The organism is Aquabacter albus (assembly GCF_040049275.1).
GTDB lineage: Bacteria > Pseudomonadota > Alphaproteobacteria > Rhizobiales > Xanthobacteraceae > Aquabacter.
The window spans coordinates 514,178-529,894 of record NZ_JBDZDT010000002.1; the positions used below are offsets into that span (position 1 = coordinate 514,178).

14 protein-coding genes are annotated in these 15,717 nt (G+C 68.1%); 4 read left to right on the plus strand and 10 right to left on the minus strand.

Annotated elements, in window-relative coordinates:
• Window positions 1-107 precede the first annotated feature (107 nt).
• The 8 genes from ABLE91_RS05380 to ABLE91_RS05415 form a co-directional block, all read right to left on the minus strand.
• Entirely contained in the window at window positions 108-1,712 is a 1,605-nt protein-coding gene (locus ABLE91_RS05380; RefSeq protein WP_348929098.1) for a GMC family oxidoreductase, read from the minus strand.
• Window positions 1,712-3,904: an alpha-ketoacid dehydrogenase subunit alpha/beta gene (locus ABLE91_RS05385; protein WP_348929101.1), complete on the minus strand. Its 2,193-nt coding sequence runs from the start codon at window positions 3,902-3,904 to the stop codon at window positions 1,712-1,714. Before ABLE91_RS05385 ends, ABLE91_RS05380 begins: the two co-directional genes overlap by 1 nt.
• A gap of 27 nt (window positions 3,905-3,931) precedes the next feature.
• Window positions 3,932-4,702: an SDR family NAD(P)-dependent oxidoreductase gene (locus tag ABLE91_RS05390; RefSeq protein WP_348929103.1), complete on the minus strand. Its 771-nt coding sequence runs from the start codon at window positions 4,700-4,702 to the stop codon at window positions 3,932-3,934.
• Window positions 4,699-5,496 (minus strand): shikimate dehydrogenase family protein, encoded by a 798-nt coding sequence (locus ABLE91_RS05395; protein ID WP_348929106.1) that lies wholly within the window; start codon window positions 5,494-5,496, stop codon window positions 4,699-4,701. Before ABLE91_RS05395 ends, ABLE91_RS05390 begins: the two co-directional genes overlap by 4 nt.
• Window positions 5,497-5,507: 11 nt before the next feature.
• A complete protein-coding gene (locus ABLE91_RS05400; RefSeq protein ID WP_348929108.1) occupies window positions 5,508-6,212 on the minus strand; it encodes an ABC transporter ATP-binding protein in 705 nt (234 codons plus the stop codon).
• Complete coding sequence (locus tag ABLE91_RS05405) at window positions 6,196-8,028, minus strand: branched-chain amino acid ABC transporter ATP-binding protein/permease (protein ID WP_348929110.1); 1,833 nt, start codon at window positions 8,026-8,028, stop codon at window positions 6,196-6,198. Before ABLE91_RS05405 ends, ABLE91_RS05400 begins: the two co-directional genes overlap by 17 nt.
• A 3-nt stretch (window positions 8,029-8,031) precedes the next feature.
• The gene (locus tag ABLE91_RS05410) at window positions 8,032-8,904 is read right to left on the minus strand and encodes a branched-chain amino acid ABC transporter permease (RefSeq protein WP_348929111.1); all 873 of its coding nucleotides are present in this window, start codon (window positions 8,902-8,904) and stop codon (window positions 8,032-8,034) included.
• Window positions 8,905-9,158: 254 nt separating this feature from the next.
• Window positions 9,159-10,382 (minus strand): ABC transporter substrate-binding protein, encoded by a 1,224-nt coding sequence (locus ABLE91_RS05415; protein ID WP_348929114.1) that lies wholly within the window; start codon window positions 10,380-10,382, stop codon window positions 9,159-9,161.
• Window positions 10,383-10,704: 322 nt separating this feature from the next.
• Between ABLE91_RS05415 and ABLE91_RS05420 the strand changes: the two genes are divergently transcribed.
• From ABLE91_RS05420 to ABLE91_RS05435, 4 genes are read left to right on the plus strand one after another with little or no spacing between them, the layout of a single operon-like run.
• Window positions 10,705-11,709 carry an NAD(P)H-quinone oxidoreductase gene (locus ABLE91_RS05420; protein ID WP_348929116.1) on the plus strand — a complete coding sequence of 335 codons (1,005 nt, stop codon included), beginning with the start codon at window positions 10,705-10,707 and terminating at the stop codon, window positions 11,707-11,709.
• Window positions 11,706-12,476 (plus strand): SDR family oxidoreductase, encoded by a 771-nt coding sequence (locus ABLE91_RS05425; protein ID WP_348929118.1) that lies wholly within the window; start codon window positions 11,706-11,708, stop codon window positions 12,474-12,476. Before ABLE91_RS05420 ends, ABLE91_RS05425 begins: the two co-directional genes overlap by 4 nt.
• Before the next feature lie 8 nt (window positions 12,477-12,484).
• Window positions 12,485-13,225: an SDR family NAD(P)-dependent oxidoreductase gene (locus ABLE91_RS05430; RefSeq protein ID WP_348929120.1), complete on the plus strand. Its 741-nt coding sequence runs from the start codon at window positions 12,485-12,487 to the stop codon at window positions 13,223-13,225.
• Window positions 13,226-13,257: 32 nt separating this feature from the next.
• Window positions 13,258-13,998: a FadR/GntR family transcriptional regulator gene (locus ABLE91_RS05435; RefSeq protein WP_348929122.1), complete on the plus strand. Its 741-nt coding sequence runs from the start codon at window positions 13,258-13,260 to the stop codon at window positions 13,996-13,998.
• Window positions 13,999-14,252: 254 nt separating this feature from the next.
• On the opposite strand, the gene ABLE91_RS05440 is transcribed toward ABLE91_RS05435, so the two are convergent.
• Together ABLE91_RS05440 and ABLE91_RS05445 are read right to left on the minus strand one after the other, a co-directional pair.
• Window positions 14,253-14,681, minus strand: coding sequence for an acyl-CoA thioesterase (locus ABLE91_RS05440; protein ID WP_348929123.1), 429 nt, complete (start codon window positions 14,679-14,681; stop codon window positions 14,253-14,255).
• Between the two features lie 96 nt (window positions 14,682-14,777).
• Window positions 14,778-15,527, minus strand: a complete 750-nt coding sequence (locus tag ABLE91_RS05445; protein WP_348929125.1) for an SDR family oxidoreductase — start codon at window positions 15,525-15,527, stop codon at window positions 14,778-14,780.
• Window positions 15,528-15,717 lie beyond the last annotated feature (190 nt).

The following is a 15,717-nucleotide window of genomic DNA, read 5'->3' on the forward strand; positions in this document are numbered from 1 at the left end:
CTAAAGCTCCGGAGCCCCCTCACCCGGCTGCTGCGCAGCCGACCTCTCCCCCTCGGGGAGAGGTGGTTCAGCCTCGAAACAGCACGTTATCATAGGGTTGGCGGCAGTTACCCCTTCTCATCCGCCACGATCAGGTCCGCCGCTTTCTCCGCGATCATCATCACCGCCGCCTGGGTGTTCGCCGACACCAGCGTCGGCATCACGGACGCGTCCACCACCCGCAGGCCGAGGATGCCGCGGAGCCGGAGGCGCGCGTCCACCACGGCGGAGGTACCCTGGCCCATGGCGCAGGTGCCGACCGGGTGATAGATGGTCTGGCCGGTGCGCCGCGCGAAATCGAGCCATTCATCGTCGCCATTGACGTCGGGGCCGGGATTCATCTCGAACGCCCGATATGGATCCATGGCCGGCGCCTCCATGATGCGCCGGGCGATGCGCATGCCCCCCACGAGGCTGTCGCAATCCTCCGGGACGGCGAGGAAGTTCGGGCGGATGGAGGGCTGGGCGAACGGGTCCGCCGACTTCACATGGATCGAACCCACCGATTGCGGGCGCAATTGCGCGACGCCGATGGTCATGCCGGGCAGGCGGTCCAGCGCCCGGTCGGCGGCGTTGGCGTAGCTGGCGTGCATGAAGAAATACTGGATGTCGGGCGTCTCTAGCTCCGGCCGGGTCTTCACGAAGCCGAAGGCGAGGCCGGTGCCGAGCGTCAGGATGCCGGTGCGGGTCAGGTAGTATTGCGCCACCGCCTTGCCGAGCCGCCAGCCCCGGCTCTGCTCGTTCAGCGTGATGGGTTGGCTCACCCGCCAGTTCATGCGGGTGGCGAAATGGTCCTGGTAATTGTTGCCGACGCCGGGCAGCGCGTGGCGCACCACGATGCCGGCGCGGGTCAGCACATCAGGATGGCCGATGCCTGAGAGTTCGAGCAATTGGGGCGACTGCACGGCGCCGGCGGTGAGGATGACCTCCGCCTTCGCCTTCGCCGTCACATCCTGCCCGCCGCGCCGGTAGTGCACGCCGGTGGCGCGTCGGCCCTCGATCTCCAGGCGGGTGACGTGGGCGTGGGTGACCACCGTCAGATTGGGACGGCCGAGAGCCGGGCGCAGATAGGCGTCCACCACGGTCCAGCGCCGGCCGCGCTTCTGGTTCACCTGGTAATAGCCGACCCCTTCCTGCTCGAGGCCGTTATAGTCCGGATTCTCGGGAATGCCGGCCTGCTGCGCGGCGGCGATGAAGGCTTCCGCCAAAGGCGCGCGCTCGCCCACCCGCGTCACGTTCATGGGGCCGGAGGTGCCGCGCAGGTTCGGGTCCGCGTCGGGCGCGTCGAAGGTCTCCAGCTTCTTGAAGTAGGGCAGCACCTCCCCGTAGCTCCAGCCGGTGGCGCCCCGCTGCGCCCAGCCGTCGAAATCCTGCGGCTGGCCGCGCACATAGATCATGCCGTTGATGAGGGTGGAGCCGCCCAGCCCCTTGCCGCGCGGCACCACGATGGCGCGGTTGCCCGTGCTCTCCTCGGGCTCGGTGGTGAAGCGCCAGTTGAAGGCATCGCCCGAGAGCAGCTTGGAGAAGCCGGCGGGGATGGAGATCCAGAAGCCGTCATCCTTGCCTCCCGCCTCCAGCAGCAGGACGGTGCGGCGCGGATCCTCGGTAAGGCGCGCGGCGAGGATGCAGCCGGCGGTGCCGCCGCCCACGATGATATAGTCGAACGTTTCCATCAGGGGGCGGGCACCGCGATGGGGGCGCCCTTCGCCGCCATGGCGAGGGCAAGGCCGGCCACCACTTCCTCCGTGCCGGCGAAGGCGGCGCGCTCCAGCACCTTGGAGATGGTGGGCGAGGCTTCCTTGCCCGAGACGCGCTGCACCGGCTGGTCGAGCCAGTCCATGTAGCGGCGCTGGATCTCGTCGGCGAGGAAGATGCCGTAGGCGGTGGAGGAGGAGCCCTGCTCGCAGATGAGGACGTTGTTGGTCTTCATGATGGAGGCGCCGATGGTCTCCCAGTCCAGGGAGGCGCGGTCGAGCGAGCGCAGGTCGATGACCTCCACATCGAGGGCGAGGCGCTCCGCCGCCTCCACGCAGCGATGGACCATGGCGGAATAGGTGAGGACGGTGAGTTCCCGCCCCGGCCGCGCCACCCGCGCCTTGCCCAGGGGGATGACATAATCGAGGTCGGCCTCGGGGATGGGGCCGGAGGTCTGGTAGAGGTCCACGTGCTCGATCATCAGCACGGGGTCGTTGCAGGCGAGGGCCGCGTTCATGAGGCCCACATAGTCGAACGGCGTGGATGCCGCGACGATGCGCCAGCCGGCGGAGGTGGCGAACATCCCCGCCGGGTCCAGCGAATGCTGGGAGCCGTAGCCGGTGCCCATGGCGATTTTGGTCCGCAGCACGAGCGGCACGTCCACATTGGCCCCGAACATGTGCCGCGCCTTGCCGATCTGGTTGAACACCTGGTCGGCGGCGACCCACATGAAGTCTGGATACATGAATTCCACCACGGGCCGGAAGCGCCCGTCCATGGCGAGGCCGCCGGCGAGCCCCGCGAACGCGCCCTCGCTGATGGGGGTGCCGAAGACGCGGCCGGGAAACGCCGCGGCGAGGCCGCGTGTGGCGCCGTTGGTGCCGCCCTTCAGCTTGTGGATGTCCTCGCCCATGATGACCATGCGCGCGTCCGTCTCGAAGCGGCGGTGGAGCACGTCGGCGATGGCGTCCACGAATTTGCGCTCGACGGTGGCGCCGGAGAAGGTCGCGGCCTCGGCGGCTTTGGCGGACTTCAATTCGGAGAGATCGCCCCGGATGCCGTCATCCACATAGCCCGTGTCCGGCCACAAAGCCGGCTTGATGCGGCGGCGGTTCTCCAGCGGCTCCACCAGCTTTTGCGCCACCTCGGACATGATCGTCTGGCAGCGGTGGCGCAGGTCATCCAATTCGCCCTGCGTGAGGAGCCCGCGCGCGATCATGGCGCGCCCCGTGCGGTCGATGGGATCGCGGGCGCGCCACGCGGCCTCCTCCTCCTTGGTGCGATAGCCGAAGGCGGAGCCGGGCAGCGGGCCGTTCTGGTGGAAATAGCGGTAGACCTCCGCCTCGATCACAGCGGGGCCGCGCCCGGAGCGCATCTCGGCGAGCGCCTCCTGCATGGCGAGGTGGACCGCCAAGGGGTCCATGCCGTCCACCCGCCAGGAGGGGATGCCGAAGCCGGGGCCGCGGCCGGAGAGGCGCGGGTCGCGGGTCGCCTCCTCCACGGTGGTGGCGACCGCATAGCCGTTGTTCTCGATGAAGAAGAGCAGCGGCAGGTTCCAGGCGGCGGCGAGATTCATGGTCTCCAGCACGGCGCCGATATTCACCGCGCCGTCGCCGAAATAGGTGACCGCCACGTCCCCCGTGCCGGCGAGCTTGTGGGCCATGGCCGCGCCCGCCGCGAGCGGCACGCCGCCGCCGACGATGGCATTGGTGCCGATGGCGCCCGCCTCGCCCCAGCGCAGATGCATGGAGCCGCCGCGCCCGTGGCCGAAGCCGGGCTCCAGGCCGCAGATCTCGGCCAGCGACCTGTAGAGGAGGGGCTCCACGGGCGCAGGGAAATCGGCCTTGGGGCCGATGCCCGGCGCCACATAAGCGAGGGCCTTGGCGAGGAACTGGTGGTGGCCGCGATGGGAGCCGTTCACCTGGTCTCCGGGCCGCAGGCCGACGATGGAGCCCGCCGCCCCGCCTTCCTGGCCGATGGAGGAATGGGCGGGGCCATGGACGAGGCCTTCGCCGGCGAATTCCAGCACCGTCTCCTCGAAGGCGCGGATGAGGCTCATCTGGGTGAGGAGTTCGCCCAGCAGTTTCGGGTCGGCCGTGTCCCAATCCTCCTGCGTGGTGCGAAGTTGGATCCAAGGCGCTGCGGCGAAGAGGTCTGTGCGGTCCGGCATGGTGATCTCTCCAGAAGCGCACAGCGCTCAGATGTACCCGTAGGCGGTCCAGCCGCCGTCCACGCTCAGCACGTGGCCGGTGACGCCGTCGCTCTCGTCGCGGGCGAGGAAGACGGCGGCGCGCGCCACCTCTTCCGGTGAGATGAGGCGGCCGATGGGCGTGCGGCCCTTCAGCTTCGCGGGGTCGAGGCGGCCGCGGTCGAAGAGGTCCTGGAGGAAGGGCGTGTCCACATAGCCCGGCGCGATGGCGTTCACGCGGACGCCGTGGGCCGCCCATTCCACGGCCAGCGCCTTGGCCATCATCACGACGCCAGCTTTGGAGACGCAGTAGCCGAGGCGGCCGGGCGCGGCGACGAGGCCGTACATGGAGGCCATCATGAGGATGACGCCGCCACCCTGGTCGATCATGCGGCGGCCGGCTTCCTGCGCGGTCAGGAAGACGCCGGTGCAGTTGATGTCCATGACGCGCTGCCAGTCGGCGTCGGTCACATCGAGGGTGGGCTGGTTCTGCGAGACGCCAGCATTGGCGAGCACGATGTCGAGGCTGCCGAATTTTTCCAGCGCGGCATCGCAGGCGCGGGCCACGTCGGCGCGCTGGGTGACGTTGCCTTGAATGGCGATGGCCTTGCCCAGCGATTGCGCCGCCGCCTCGGCCGCCGGAAGATCGGTATCCAGCAGCACAAGCCGCGCGCCCTCCGCCGAGAAGGCGCGGGCGATGGCGAGACCGATGCCCGAGCCGCCGCCGGTGATGAGCGCCGTCTTGCCCGCAAGGGCGCGGCTGGTGCCCGGCGCTGTCATGGCCGCATCCCCATGAAATCGCCCATCAAGGCGAGCTGGGAGAGAAGCATGGGACGCCCCGGATGGGTGCGGCACCCCAGCGCCTTTGCGGCGGCGAGGATGGCGGTCTCCTCCGGCTGCATGATCACTTCGGCGACGATCTGATCCGGCGTCAGGCGGCTTGCGTCGAAGGGCAGGGCATCACCCGCCTTCAGGCCGAGGGAGGTGCCGTTGACCACGATGTCATGGCCGGAGGGATCGTCCGTGCCGATCTCCACGGGAACGGCGGGATAGGCTTCCGCGATGCGGGCCTTCAGCTCCTCCACCTTGGCGCGGGTGCGGTTGGCGAGGGTGAGGCGCGCGACGCCGGCATCGGCGAAGGCAAAGGCGATGGCACTGGCCGCGCCGCCCGCGCCGGCGAGATAGACACGTTTTCCGCGCGGCGCGATGCCGTTGGCGATGAGGCCGCCCACGAAGCCGGGGCCGTCCAGCATCTCGCCCACGAGCCGCCCGTCCGCCTCGCGCCGCACGGTGTTCACGGCGCCGATCCGGCGCGCGTTCTCGCTTACCTCGTCGCAGAGCGCGAGCATGGCGGTCTTGTGGGGCACGGTGACGATGAAGCCGCCGAGATTGCGCAGCAGGCGCAGGCCGGCCACCACGCCTGCAAGGTCCTCAGGGCTGGCATGGAACGGCACGAGCACCCCGTCATAGCCCCGCTCGTGCGCCAAGGCGTTCATCGCCTGGGGCGTGCGCACATGGTGGATGGGGTCGGCGAGGATGCCGAAAAGGCGGGTGGTGCCGGTAATCTCGGCCATGACGTTTGTCCTCAAATTCCCAGATACACGGTCTTCACGTGCGGGTCGGCGAGCAGCCCGGGCCCGGTATTCTCCAGCGCGATCTGGCCGTTCTCGATCACATAGGCGCGGTCGGCGATCTTCAGCGCGTGGAACGCCTTCTGCTCCACCAGCAGCACCGTCGTGCCCATCTTGCAGATGCGGTCGAGCACATCGAACATCTGCTGCACGATGAGGGGGGCAAGGCCCAAAGAGGGCTCGTCCAGCATCAGGAGCTTGGGGGCGGCCATGAGCCCGCGGGCGATGGCCACCATCTGCTGCTCGCCGCCGGAGAGGGAGCCGGCCATCTGGTCCAGGCGCTCGCGCACGCGGGGGAAGATGTCCAGCACCTCCTCCAGCCGCTTGGTGGAGCCTTCGCGCACCTTCGGGTGGTAGCAGCCCATGAGGACATTGTCCTTCACGCTCATGACCGGGAAGAGCTGGCGCGCCTCCGGCACCATGACGAGGCCGCTGCCCACGATGTCTGCGGGGGCGAGCTTGTCGATGCGCTGGCCGTCGAAGGTGATGCTGCCGGACTTCGGCTTCACGAGGCCGGAAATGGCGCGCAGCAGCGTGGTCTTGCCGGCACCGTTCGAGCCGATGATGGTGACCACCTCGCCTTGGCCCACCTCGATGGAGATGTCCTGGAGGATGACTGTCTGGCCGTATCCGGCGGTGACGTCAGATACCTTGAGCATCGACGTAGTCCTCCCCGAGATAGGCTTCGATCACGCGGCGCTCGCGCACCACATCCTGCGGCGCGCCCTCGGCGATCACCCGGCCGGAATCGATGACGATGATGCGGTCCGAAAGGCTCATGATGGCTTGCATGTTGTGCTCGATGGCGATGACCGAGACGCCGGTGTCGCGGATGGCGCGGATGAGCTGGACCATCTTGGCGGTGTCCGCCTGGCTCTGGCCCGCCATCACCTCGTCCAGCAGCAGGACAGAAGGCTCGGTGGCGAGCGTGCGGGCGACTTCCAGCCGCTTCAGGCCGCCGATGGGAAGCGTCGCCGCCTCCGCGTCCTTCATCTCTTCCAGGCCTACCAGCTTGGCGACGCGCAGCGCCGCCGCGCGGGCGTCCTCCACCTTATGATGGCGCAGGAAGGCGCCGATCATGATGTTCTCCAGCACGGTGAGCTTGCCGAAGGGCTGGACGATCTGGAATGTGCGGCCCACCCCGAGGCGGGCGAAGGCATCGGGCGTGGAGGGCGAATGGCTCACCCCGTCCGGGCCGATGACGGCGACCGTGCCGGCATTGGGCTTCAGCACGCCGGAGAGCTGGTTGAACACCGTGGTCTTGCCGGCCCCGTTGGGGCCGATGACGCCCAGGATCTCGCCGCGCTTCAGGGTGAGCGAGACATTGTCGGTCGCGGTGAGGCCGCCGAATTTCTTCACGAGGTTCTTCGCCACAAGGATCGGCTCGCCGGGTGGGCCGGTGATCTCGAACAGCGCCGGGGCGGGGAGGGGCTCGGGGCGGGCGCCGCCGGGCAAGGCGTCGATCCAGGAGGTGACGCGGCGCCCCAGCGTGCCCACAAGGCCACCGGGAAGAGTGAGGGTGATGAGCACCAGCACCGTGCCGTAGACGAAGCCGTGGAGGCCGTTGGCGGAGGCGCCGAGCCAGCCGCGCGCCAGCTCCGCCAGCGGCACCACCAGCACCGTGCCGAGCAGCGGCCCCGCCACGGTGCCGAGCCCGCCGATGAGGGCGAACATGGCGATCTCCACCGAGGTCGCCAGCGAGAACATGGTCGCCGGCTCCAGGAAGGTCAGGTACATGGCGTGGAACGCGCCGACCAGGGCCGTGAGCGCCGCCGAGATGGCGATGGCGATGAGCTTCACCGTCGTGTCGTTGATGCCGGCCGCCTGCGCCGCGCTGTCCCGCTCGCGCACGGCGGTGAGATAATAGCCGAGGCGCGAGCCGCGGATCGCCCACGAGACCAGGAGCGTCAGGCAGAGCAGGCCGAAGGCGATGTAGAGATAATTGATCTTTTCGCGGAAGATCATCCAGGTCCAGCCGAGGTTGAGCGGCACGATGAGGCCCGCCGAGCCGCCGGTGACCCCGTGGAAGTGGATGGAGAGCAGGCGCACCACTTCCAGGAAGGCGATGGTGGCGAGCGAGAAGAACGGCCCGCGCAGCCGGAAGCAGGGATAGCCGATGGCAAGCCCCACCAAAGCGGCGAGCGCCGCGCCGACGATCATGCCGAGCCAGGGCGTGAGCCCGAAATGGGCGATGAGCAGCGCGGTGGTGTAGCCGCCGATGCCGTAGAACACCGTGTGGCCCAGCGAGAGCTGGCCGGCATAGCCGCCGACGATGTTCCAGGCGGTGGAGAGCGCCGCGAACACGCAGATGGTGACGAAGACGTGCACCATGAAGGACGAGCCCGACGCGATGGGCACGATCAGCAGCAGGGAGAGCGCGATCAGCGCGCAATAGAGGCGCGGATGGGTGAGGCGGGTGAGGAGGCCCGCCCGCCGGGGCGCTGCGGCGGGGGCCGGAGTGGCTCTGGCGGTCATGGTCTACTCCGTGCCCCGGCCGAGGCCGAACAGGCCCGTGGGCTTGAAGATCAGGATGGCGATGAAGATCGCGAAATAGACCACTTCCTTGAGGTCGGGCGCGATGTAGTAGCCGGAGAGGCTGTCGACGATGCCGATGATCATGGCGCCGAAGAAGGCGCCGTACATGGAGCGCATGCCGCCCAGCACCACCACCACGAAGGCGGTGAGCACGAAGTATGTGCCGATGGTGGGCGTCACGGGATAGAGCGGCATGACAAGGGCGGAGGCGAGCCCCACACAGGCGGCGCCCATGCCGAAGGCGATCACATAGATGCGATCCACCCGCACCCCCATGAGCATGGCGGCGGTTCGGTTCTGCGCGGTGGCGCGGATGGCGCGCCCGAGCGGCGTCGTCTGCATGAAGAAGTGCAGGCCCGCCACCAAGGCGAGGGCGCAGGCGAACATGACCATCTGGCCGATCACCAGCGAATAGCCGCCCACGAACACCGAATGCTGCACGGCGGACTGGGGCACCGAATAGAGGTCCGCGCCGAACAGGAGCAGCGCGAGGTTCACCAAGGCGGTGGAGAGGCCGACGGTGGCGAAGATCTGGATGTGCTCATCCGCCGAGAGCAGCGGCTGGATGATGAAGCGCTGCACGATGGCGCCCATGGCGAACAGCAGCAGCACGACGGGCACGGCGGCGGCATAGGGGTGCAGGCCGAACTTCATGGCGAGCAGGTAGGCCGCGTACATGCCCACCATGAGGAACTCGCCATGGGCGAAGTTCACCACCCGCACGATGCCGAAGATGAGGGTGAGGCCGACGCTGATGATCGCGTACATGCTGCCGAGCAGGATGCCGTTGATCAGGAGCTGGATGAAAACGTCCATCGCGGATTATCCGTGCGGGAGCTGCGAAGAGTCCCTCTCCCGCTTGCGGGGGAGGGCTGGGTCGTATCGAGGCTCAGAGCCGGCCCGGCCGATTTCCCCTCCCCCCCTTGCGGGGGAGGGCAGGGAGGGGGGTGAAACGCTCTCAGTCAGAGCAGCCTTGGAGGCGTCGTCCCCGGCCGAGGCCGCATCACCCCCCACCCCAACCCTCCCCCGCAAGGGGGGAGGGGGCAGGTTGCGCAAGCGGCGAGGCGCGATCAGTTCGTACCGACGCCCATCTTCATCTTCGCGACCGCCGCGTCGGGCGGGAACACGGTGACCAGCTCGCCGCCCTGCCACTGCATCAGGAAGGGGACGGCGCGGGTGTTCTGGCCCTGCTCGTTGAACTTCGCGCCCCAGCCCGTGGGCGTGGTGCCGAGCGGGATATCCACCTTCATCACTTCGGCGCGGATGGTGTCCGCCTTCAGGTCCTTGGCGGAGGCGATCACGTCGAAGAACACCCTGGCGCCCATGTAATTGGCGAGGCTGTGGCCGGAGCGGGGCTCCATATTGTACTTGGCCTTGTACTTCTTCACGAAGTCTTCCATCCCCGGCGCGGCCTTGGGATTGGTCTTGTACTGGGTGAAGTCGACGTCCAGCGCGCCTTCCATGTTCTCCGCGCCGATGGCCTGCATGGTATCGCGCAGCGAGTAGCCGCCGCCGGCGCCGATCACGGCCTTGGGCTTGAAGCCCTGGTCCTTCATCTGGCGGAAGAACAGCACGGTGTCGTTCTGGTAGGAGGTCTGGAGCACCACGTCCACATTGGCGCTCTTCAGGCGCAGGATGACCGGGGTGAGGTCAACGGACTTGGCCGAATAGGGCAGGATCTCCACCACGTTCAGCTTCTTCTCGGCGGCGCGGGCCTTCTGGAAGCCGGCGAGCGTCTGGCCGTAGAGCGAATCCTCGTGGACGATGCCGATCTTCAGCTCTTCCGGCTTCTTGCCCAAAGCGGGAGCGATGGCGTCGATCACCGAATCCACCATGCGCACGGAGAAGTCCTTCGCCGTGGCGTTGGAGCGGAAGACGTATTTGAAGCCGCGCTCGGTGATGGGATCGGAGATGGCGCCCATCTCGAAATAGGGGACGCCGGCAAGCTCGGCCACCTGCGTCGCCGCCAGCGAGAGCGAGGACGAATAGGTGCCGAAAATGACCGAGACGTTCTCCACCGAGGTGAGCCGCCGCGCCTCGCCCACCGCCTGGTTGGGATCGACCGCATCGCCCTTCACCAGGGTGATCTGCTTGCCGTTGATGCCGCCCGCCGCGTTGCGCTCCTCGGTGGCGATCTCGAGGCCCCGGAAGCTCTCGTCGCCCAGCAGCGCGAGGCCGCCGGAGAACGGGAAAAGCGCACCGAATTTCAGATTCTGGGCGCTGGCGGGGGCCGCCATATAGGCAGCGCCAAACATCACAGCAGCGGCGAGCGCCGCTTGTGCCACCTTCCTCATTGTCTTCCTCCCATAGATGCCGTTCCCGGCCATGCCGCCCTTTAGGACAGTCTTGAGTATGATTGTGCAGATAACCAAGTTGCCTGACAAGTGGGAAATGGCTAGGCTCGGACCATCATTTCGCGGTCGCCCGTTCGGGCTATCCATAAGAACGAAGTGCCAAGGGAAGAGCGCCACTGCCTCGCTATAAGGCTCCTCTCGCGCGTCATGGCCGGGCTCGACCCGGCCATCTCAGGGAGGTGGGCGAACGGCGGGAGATCCCCGGATCAAGTCCGGGGATGACGGCTTCTTCTTCAGGCGCGGACACTGGAGGAAGACATTCATGCCCGCCATTCCCGACACCATGCGCCAGGTCATTTTCGCCGGTTCCGGCGGCCCGGAGGTGATCCGCCTGGAAACCGCGCCGGTGCCCAGGCCCGGCCCCGGGCAGGTGCTGGTGGAGGTGGTGGCCGCCGGCGTGAACCGGCCGGACTGCCTGCAGCGCGCGGGCGGCTATCCCCCGCCTCCGGGGGCGAGCGACATTCCGGGGCTTGAGATTGCAGGGCGCGTGGTGGCGGTGGGCGAAGGGGTCTCTTCGCCGAAGCTCGGGGACGAGGTCTGCGCCCTGGTCATTAGCGGCGGCTATGCGGAATATTGCCTCGCCGACGCGCCGCTCTGCCTTCCCATCCCCAAGCCCCTCTCGCTTCTGGAGGCGGCGGGGCTGCCGGAGAATTACTACACCGTCTACGACAACCTCTTCACCCGCGGGCGGCTGGCGAAGGGCGAGACCATCCTGATCCATGGCGGGTCCAGCGGCATCGGCTCCACCGCCATCCAGCTCGCCCATCAGGCGGGCGCCACCGTCTACGCCACCGCCGGCTCGGCGGAAAAATGCGCCTTCTGCGTCTCGCTGGGCGCCGACGAGGCCATCGATTATCGCAACGCGGATTTCGTGGAGGAGGTGAAGCGCCTCACCAATGGCCGGGGCGTGGACGTGATCCTCGACATGGTCGGCGGCCCCTACGTGCAGCGCAATTTCGCTTCGCTCGCGCTGGAAGGCCGCCTGGTGCAGATCGCCTTCCTCCAGCCGAGCCGAGTGGACATCGATCTGGCGCCTGTGATGCTGCGCCGCCTGACCTTCTGCGGCTCGACGCTGCGCGCCCGCTCGGTGGCGCTGAAGGCGGCCATCGCCGACCATCTGCGTCGTGACGTGTGGCCCCTGCTGGATGCGGGCAAGGTGCGTCCCGTCATCCACGCCACCTTCCCGCTGGAGGCCGCGCGCGAGGCCCATGCGCTGATGGAATCCTCCGCCCATTCCGGCAAGATCATGCTGGAGACCGGCCGATGAGCAGCCATTCCGGCCGCGTCGCCTTGGTCACCGGTGCCGGACGCGGCATCGGTCGGGCCATGGCGGACGCCCATGCGGATGCCGGCGCGGCGGTGATCTATCTCGACCATGACCGCGAGCTTGCCCGCGCGGCGGCGGAAGATGCCGCAAAGCGCGGCGCGAAAGCGGTGGGCCTTGCGGCGGATGTGGCCGATTTCGCCGCCATGGCGGCGGCGGTGGAGGAAGGGACGGACGCCCTCGGCCCCATCGACATCTTGGTGAGCAATGCCGGCATCTCGCCCAAGAGCGGCGTGGACGGCCGGCGCGCTGACACCTGGGACATGGACGCCGCCGAATGGCGCCGGGTGATCGACGTGAACCTCACCGGCGCCTTCAACTGCGTGCGGCTGGTGGCGCCCGGCATGCGGGATCTCGGGCGCGGGCGCATCGTCTCCACCACATCAGTGGCGGGGCGCACCTTCTGCGACATTGTCGGGGTGCATTATGCGGCCTCCAAAGCGGGGCTCATCGGCTTCACCAAGCATCTGGCCGGCGAATTGGGGCCGTTTGGCATCACGGTGAACGCCATCGCGCCGGGGCGCATCGATACGCCGCTCATGCGCGGCACGGCGCCCGAGGCCAATGAGGCCGCGCGGCTCGCCACTCCGTTGCGGCGCCTCGGCTCGCCCGAGGATGTGGCCTCGACCTGCCTCTTCCTCACGTCTGACGCGGCCTCATTCGTCACCGGCCAGGTGGTGGACGTGGCCGGCGGCTGGCTGATGACGTGAGGCAGGCCATGTTCGACTTCGAAGGCAAGACCCTGTTCCTCACCGGCGCGAACGGCGGCATCTCCCGCGCCATCGCCCGCACCTTCTTCGATCTCGGCGCGAATTGCGTGCTGACCGACCTGAACGCGGAGGGCGTCTCGGCCTTTGCGCGGGAGCTGGACCCCTCCGGCGCGCGCACGCTCGGCCTCCGCCAGGACGCTGCCGTGGCGGGCGACGCTGACGCGGCGCTGGCGGCGGCCCGGGAAAAATTCGGCGCCATCCATTTCCTCGTCACCTCCGCCGGCCTCTATCGCGAGAAGCGGGTCGCGGAGATGAGCGATGAGTATTGGCGCACCGGCATCGCCGTTAATCTCGACGGCGTGTTCTATACGTGCCGCGCCGCCATCCCTCTCATGGCGGAGGGCGGGGCGATGGTGAACGTCTCCTCCATGGCGGGCCATCGCGGCAGCCACAGCCATGCGGACTATGCGGCGGCGAAGAGCGCGGTGCTCGGCTTCTCCCGCTCGCTGGCCATCGAGCTTGCGCCCAAGGTGCGGGTGAATGCCGTCTCGCCGGGGCTCATCGATACGCCCATGGTGCAGCCTTTGATGAAGCTGAAGGGCGACATCCTCCTCGACATGACCCCCATGAAGCGGCTGGGGACAGTGGAGGAAGTGGCGAAGGTGGTGGCGTTCCTGTGCTCGGACTGGGCCGGTTTCGTCACCGGAGAGACGGTGCATGTGAATGGCGGGCTTTATATTGCCAGCTGAGCGGCGCGCCGATTCGGCGCGATGAGGTGAAGATGACGCGACGCGCGGGAGCAGGCATGGGCACGGCGCACGACATTATCGGTCGTGGCCCCTCGCTCGCCGAGGTGGTCGCCCAGCGCTTGCGCGAGGAGATTTCCTCGGGGCGCCTGAAGGCCGGCGAGCGCCTGCCCACCGAGCAGCAGATGGCGGAGAATTACGGCGTCTCGCGCCCCATCGTGCGCGAGGCGGTGGGGCGGCTGAAGCATGACGGGCTGGTGCTGAGCCGCCAGGGCGCCGGCGCCTTCGTGGCCGAGCCGGGGGCGGTCTCCACCTTCCGCATCGACATCGCCGATTTCAGCAACAAGGACGAGATCCGCAACATCGTCGAGCTTCTCATGGCGGTGGAGGCGAACGCCACTGCGCTTGCCGCCGTGCGCCGCACGGCCGAGAACCTGGAGCATATCCAGGCGCAGCTCGATGCCATGCAGGTGGCCATCGACCGGGGCGATCCCGGCGTGGACGAGGACGTGGCCTTCCACCGCGCCATCGTGGAGGCGACGGACAATCCCTTCTTCCGCGACCTGTCCGATTTCCTCGACCGGCGGGTGCGCAACTTCATCCGCACCGCCCGCTCCAATTCGGCGCGCCTCCAGGGCCTCACCGAGGCGGTGCAGCAGGAGCACCAGGCCATCTTCGACGCCATCGCCAAGGGCCATGCGGGCGAGGCGCGGGCGGCGGCGGAAGCCCATCTGAAGAACGCGGCGGCGCGGCTGGCGCTCTATCTGCATCCTTGAGGCAAGGACTTGGGCTGATGGGTTTTCACCTCTCTCCGAGGGGCGCAGCCTGATTCCCTCTCCCGCTTGCGGGGGAGGGTTAGGGAGGGGGCAATAGCGAGGAGTGGGCGGGTGCGGCGTCGGCGATCAAGCGCCGGCCCCCTCCCCAGCCCTCCCCCGCAAGCGGGAGAGGGGGCACGGTGCTCGCATCCCGGCCGTTCCTCTACCTAACATCGTCAAGCCCGGGCATGACGGCCGGAACAGGCTGGCGCGGCCTATTTCGCCTCCGGCACCAGAAACGCCGACAGCCGCTCGATCGCCGCGTCCGGCAGCGCGCGGGCCTTGCGGGTGGCGAGGTCCACCATGACGATCACCGTGTCCGCATTGGCGGCGCGCTTGCCGTTCTGGAACACCACCTGGTGGAGCTTGATGGAGCTGCGGCCGAGATCGGCGACGCGGGTGCCGATCTGCACCTCGCCGGGCCATTTCACCTCGGCGCGGAACTCCAGCATCAGCCGCGCGATGACGAAGGCCGTACCCGGTTCGGCGATGGGATCGTCGGGCGCGTAGAGGATTTCGGCGCGCCCGGTCTCGAGAAAGGTGGAGAAGACGGCGTTGTTCACATGGCCCTGGCGGTCCATGTCGGCGTACCGCAGCTTGTCGAACGTCTTGAGCGGGAAATCTTCAAGGACAAGCTCGCGCATCATTGTCTCTCCGTGCCTGGCTGCGCCGCACTGCGAAGCACGGTCTGGATCGGGAAATCAAGAGGCGGTGGTACCGGCCACCGCCTCCCTGGCGGGTCAGCCGCGCCCGACGAAGGGCATCTTCGTGGCCATGACCGTCATGAACTGCACGTTGGCGTCCAGCGGCAGGCCCGCCATGTAGACCACCGCATCGGCCACGTGCTTGGGGTCCATCACCGGCTCGATCTCGATGGAGAGGTTCGCCTGGGGCACGCCGGCCTTCATCCTCTGCGCCATCTCCGTGTCCGCATTGCCGATGTCGATCTGCCCGCAGGCGATGTCATAGGCGCGGCCGTCCAGGGAGGTGGACTTGGTGAGCCCGGTGATGGCGTGCTTGGTGGAGGTGTAGGGGGCGGAATAGGGCCGGGGGGCGTGGGCGGAGATGGAGCCGTTATTGATGATGCGCCCGCCGCGCGGCGACTGGTCCTTCATGATGCGCATGGCTTCCTGGGTGCACAGGAAGGGGCCGGTGAGGTTGGTGTCCACCACCTTCTTCCACTCATTATAGGACAGCTCGTACATGGGCACCGCGCGGGCGCCGGTGCCGGCATTGTTGAACAGCACATCGAGCCGGCCGAAGCGCGCCTTCACCGCCTCGAACAGAGCTTTCACCGAGGCTGGGTCGGTGACATCAGTGGGCACGGCGAGGAAGGTGCCGCCATTCCCGGCCGCAGCGGTTGCGTCCAGCGCATCCTTGCGCCGCCCCGCCAGCGCCACGGCATAGCCCGCCCCGCAGAGCGCAAGGGCGACGGCACGCCCGATGCCGCTGCCGGCGCCGGTGACGAGGGCGATCTTCTGGCTGTCCATGGCGTTTTCTCCGCGCTGCTGTTCTCGTTTCGCCGGCGGGGCCGGCCCCAAGAACGCTCTACCCGAGAAGAGACGCTTTGATAATTCCCCCTGCGGCTTGAGGCTGTCTCATTCCAGCTTCCGTTGCTCTCCCCCTGGAGAACTGCCTCACTCCCTCTCCCACAAGCGGGAGAGGGAGCCTGATGGAGCG

Excerpts from the sequence above, each read along its gene's own strand:
- ABLE91_RS05395 (WP_348929106.1), bottom strand. The coding sequence starts at position 5,496 with ATGGCCGAGATTACCGGCACCACCCGCCTTTTCGGCATCCTCGCCGAC.
- ABLE91_RS05380 (WP_348929098.1), bottom strand. The coding sequence starts at position 1,712 with ATGGAAACGTTCGACTATATCATCGTGGGCGGCGGCACCGCCGGCTGC.
- ABLE91_RS05405 (WP_348929110.1), bottom strand. The coding sequence starts at position 8,028 with ATGACCGCCAGAGCCACTCCGGCCCCCGCCGCAGCGCCCCGGCGGGCG.
- ABLE91_RS05435 (WP_348929122.1), top strand. The coding sequence starts at position 13,258 with ATGACGCGACGCGCGGGAGCAGGCATGGGCACGGCGCACGACATTATC.
- ABLE91_RS05390 (WP_348929103.1), bottom strand. The coding sequence starts at position 4,702 with ATGACAGCGCCGGGCACCAGCCGCGCCCTTGCGGGCAAGACGGCGCTC.
- ABLE91_RS05400 (WP_348929108.1), bottom strand. The coding sequence starts at position 6,212 with ATGCTCAAGGTATCTGACGTCACCGCCGGATACGGCCAGACAGTCATC.
- ABLE91_RS05410 (WP_348929111.1), bottom strand. The coding sequence starts at position 8,904 with ATGGACGTTTTCATCCAGCTCCTGATCAACGGCATCCTGCTCGGCAGC.
- ABLE91_RS05430 (WP_348929120.1), top strand. The coding sequence starts at position 12,485 with ATGTTCGACTTCGAAGGCAAGACCCTGTTCCTCACCGGCGCGAACGGC.
- ABLE91_RS05445 (WP_348929125.1), bottom strand. The coding sequence starts at position 15,527 with ATGGACAGCCAGAAGATCGCCCTCGTCACCGGCGCCGGCAGCGGCATC.
- ABLE91_RS05415 (WP_348929114.1), bottom strand. The coding sequence starts at position 10,382 with ATGAGGAAGGTGGCACAAGCGGCGCTCGCCGCTGCTGTGATGTTTGGC.
- ABLE91_RS05425 (WP_348929118.1), top strand. The coding sequence starts at position 11,706 with ATGAGCAGCCATTCCGGCCGCGTCGCCTTGGTCACCGGTGCCGGACGC.
- ABLE91_RS05440 (WP_348929123.1), bottom strand. The coding sequence starts at position 14,681 with ATGCGCGAGCTTGTCCTTGAAGATTTCCCGCTCAAGACGTTCGACAAG.
- ABLE91_RS05385 (WP_348929101.1), bottom strand. The coding sequence starts at position 3,904 with ATGCCGGACCGCACAGACCTCTTCGCCGCAGCGCCTTGGATCCAACTT.
- ABLE91_RS05420 (WP_348929116.1), top strand. The coding sequence starts at position 10,705 with ATGCCCGCCATTCCCGACACCATGCGCCAGGTCATTTTCGCCGGTTCC.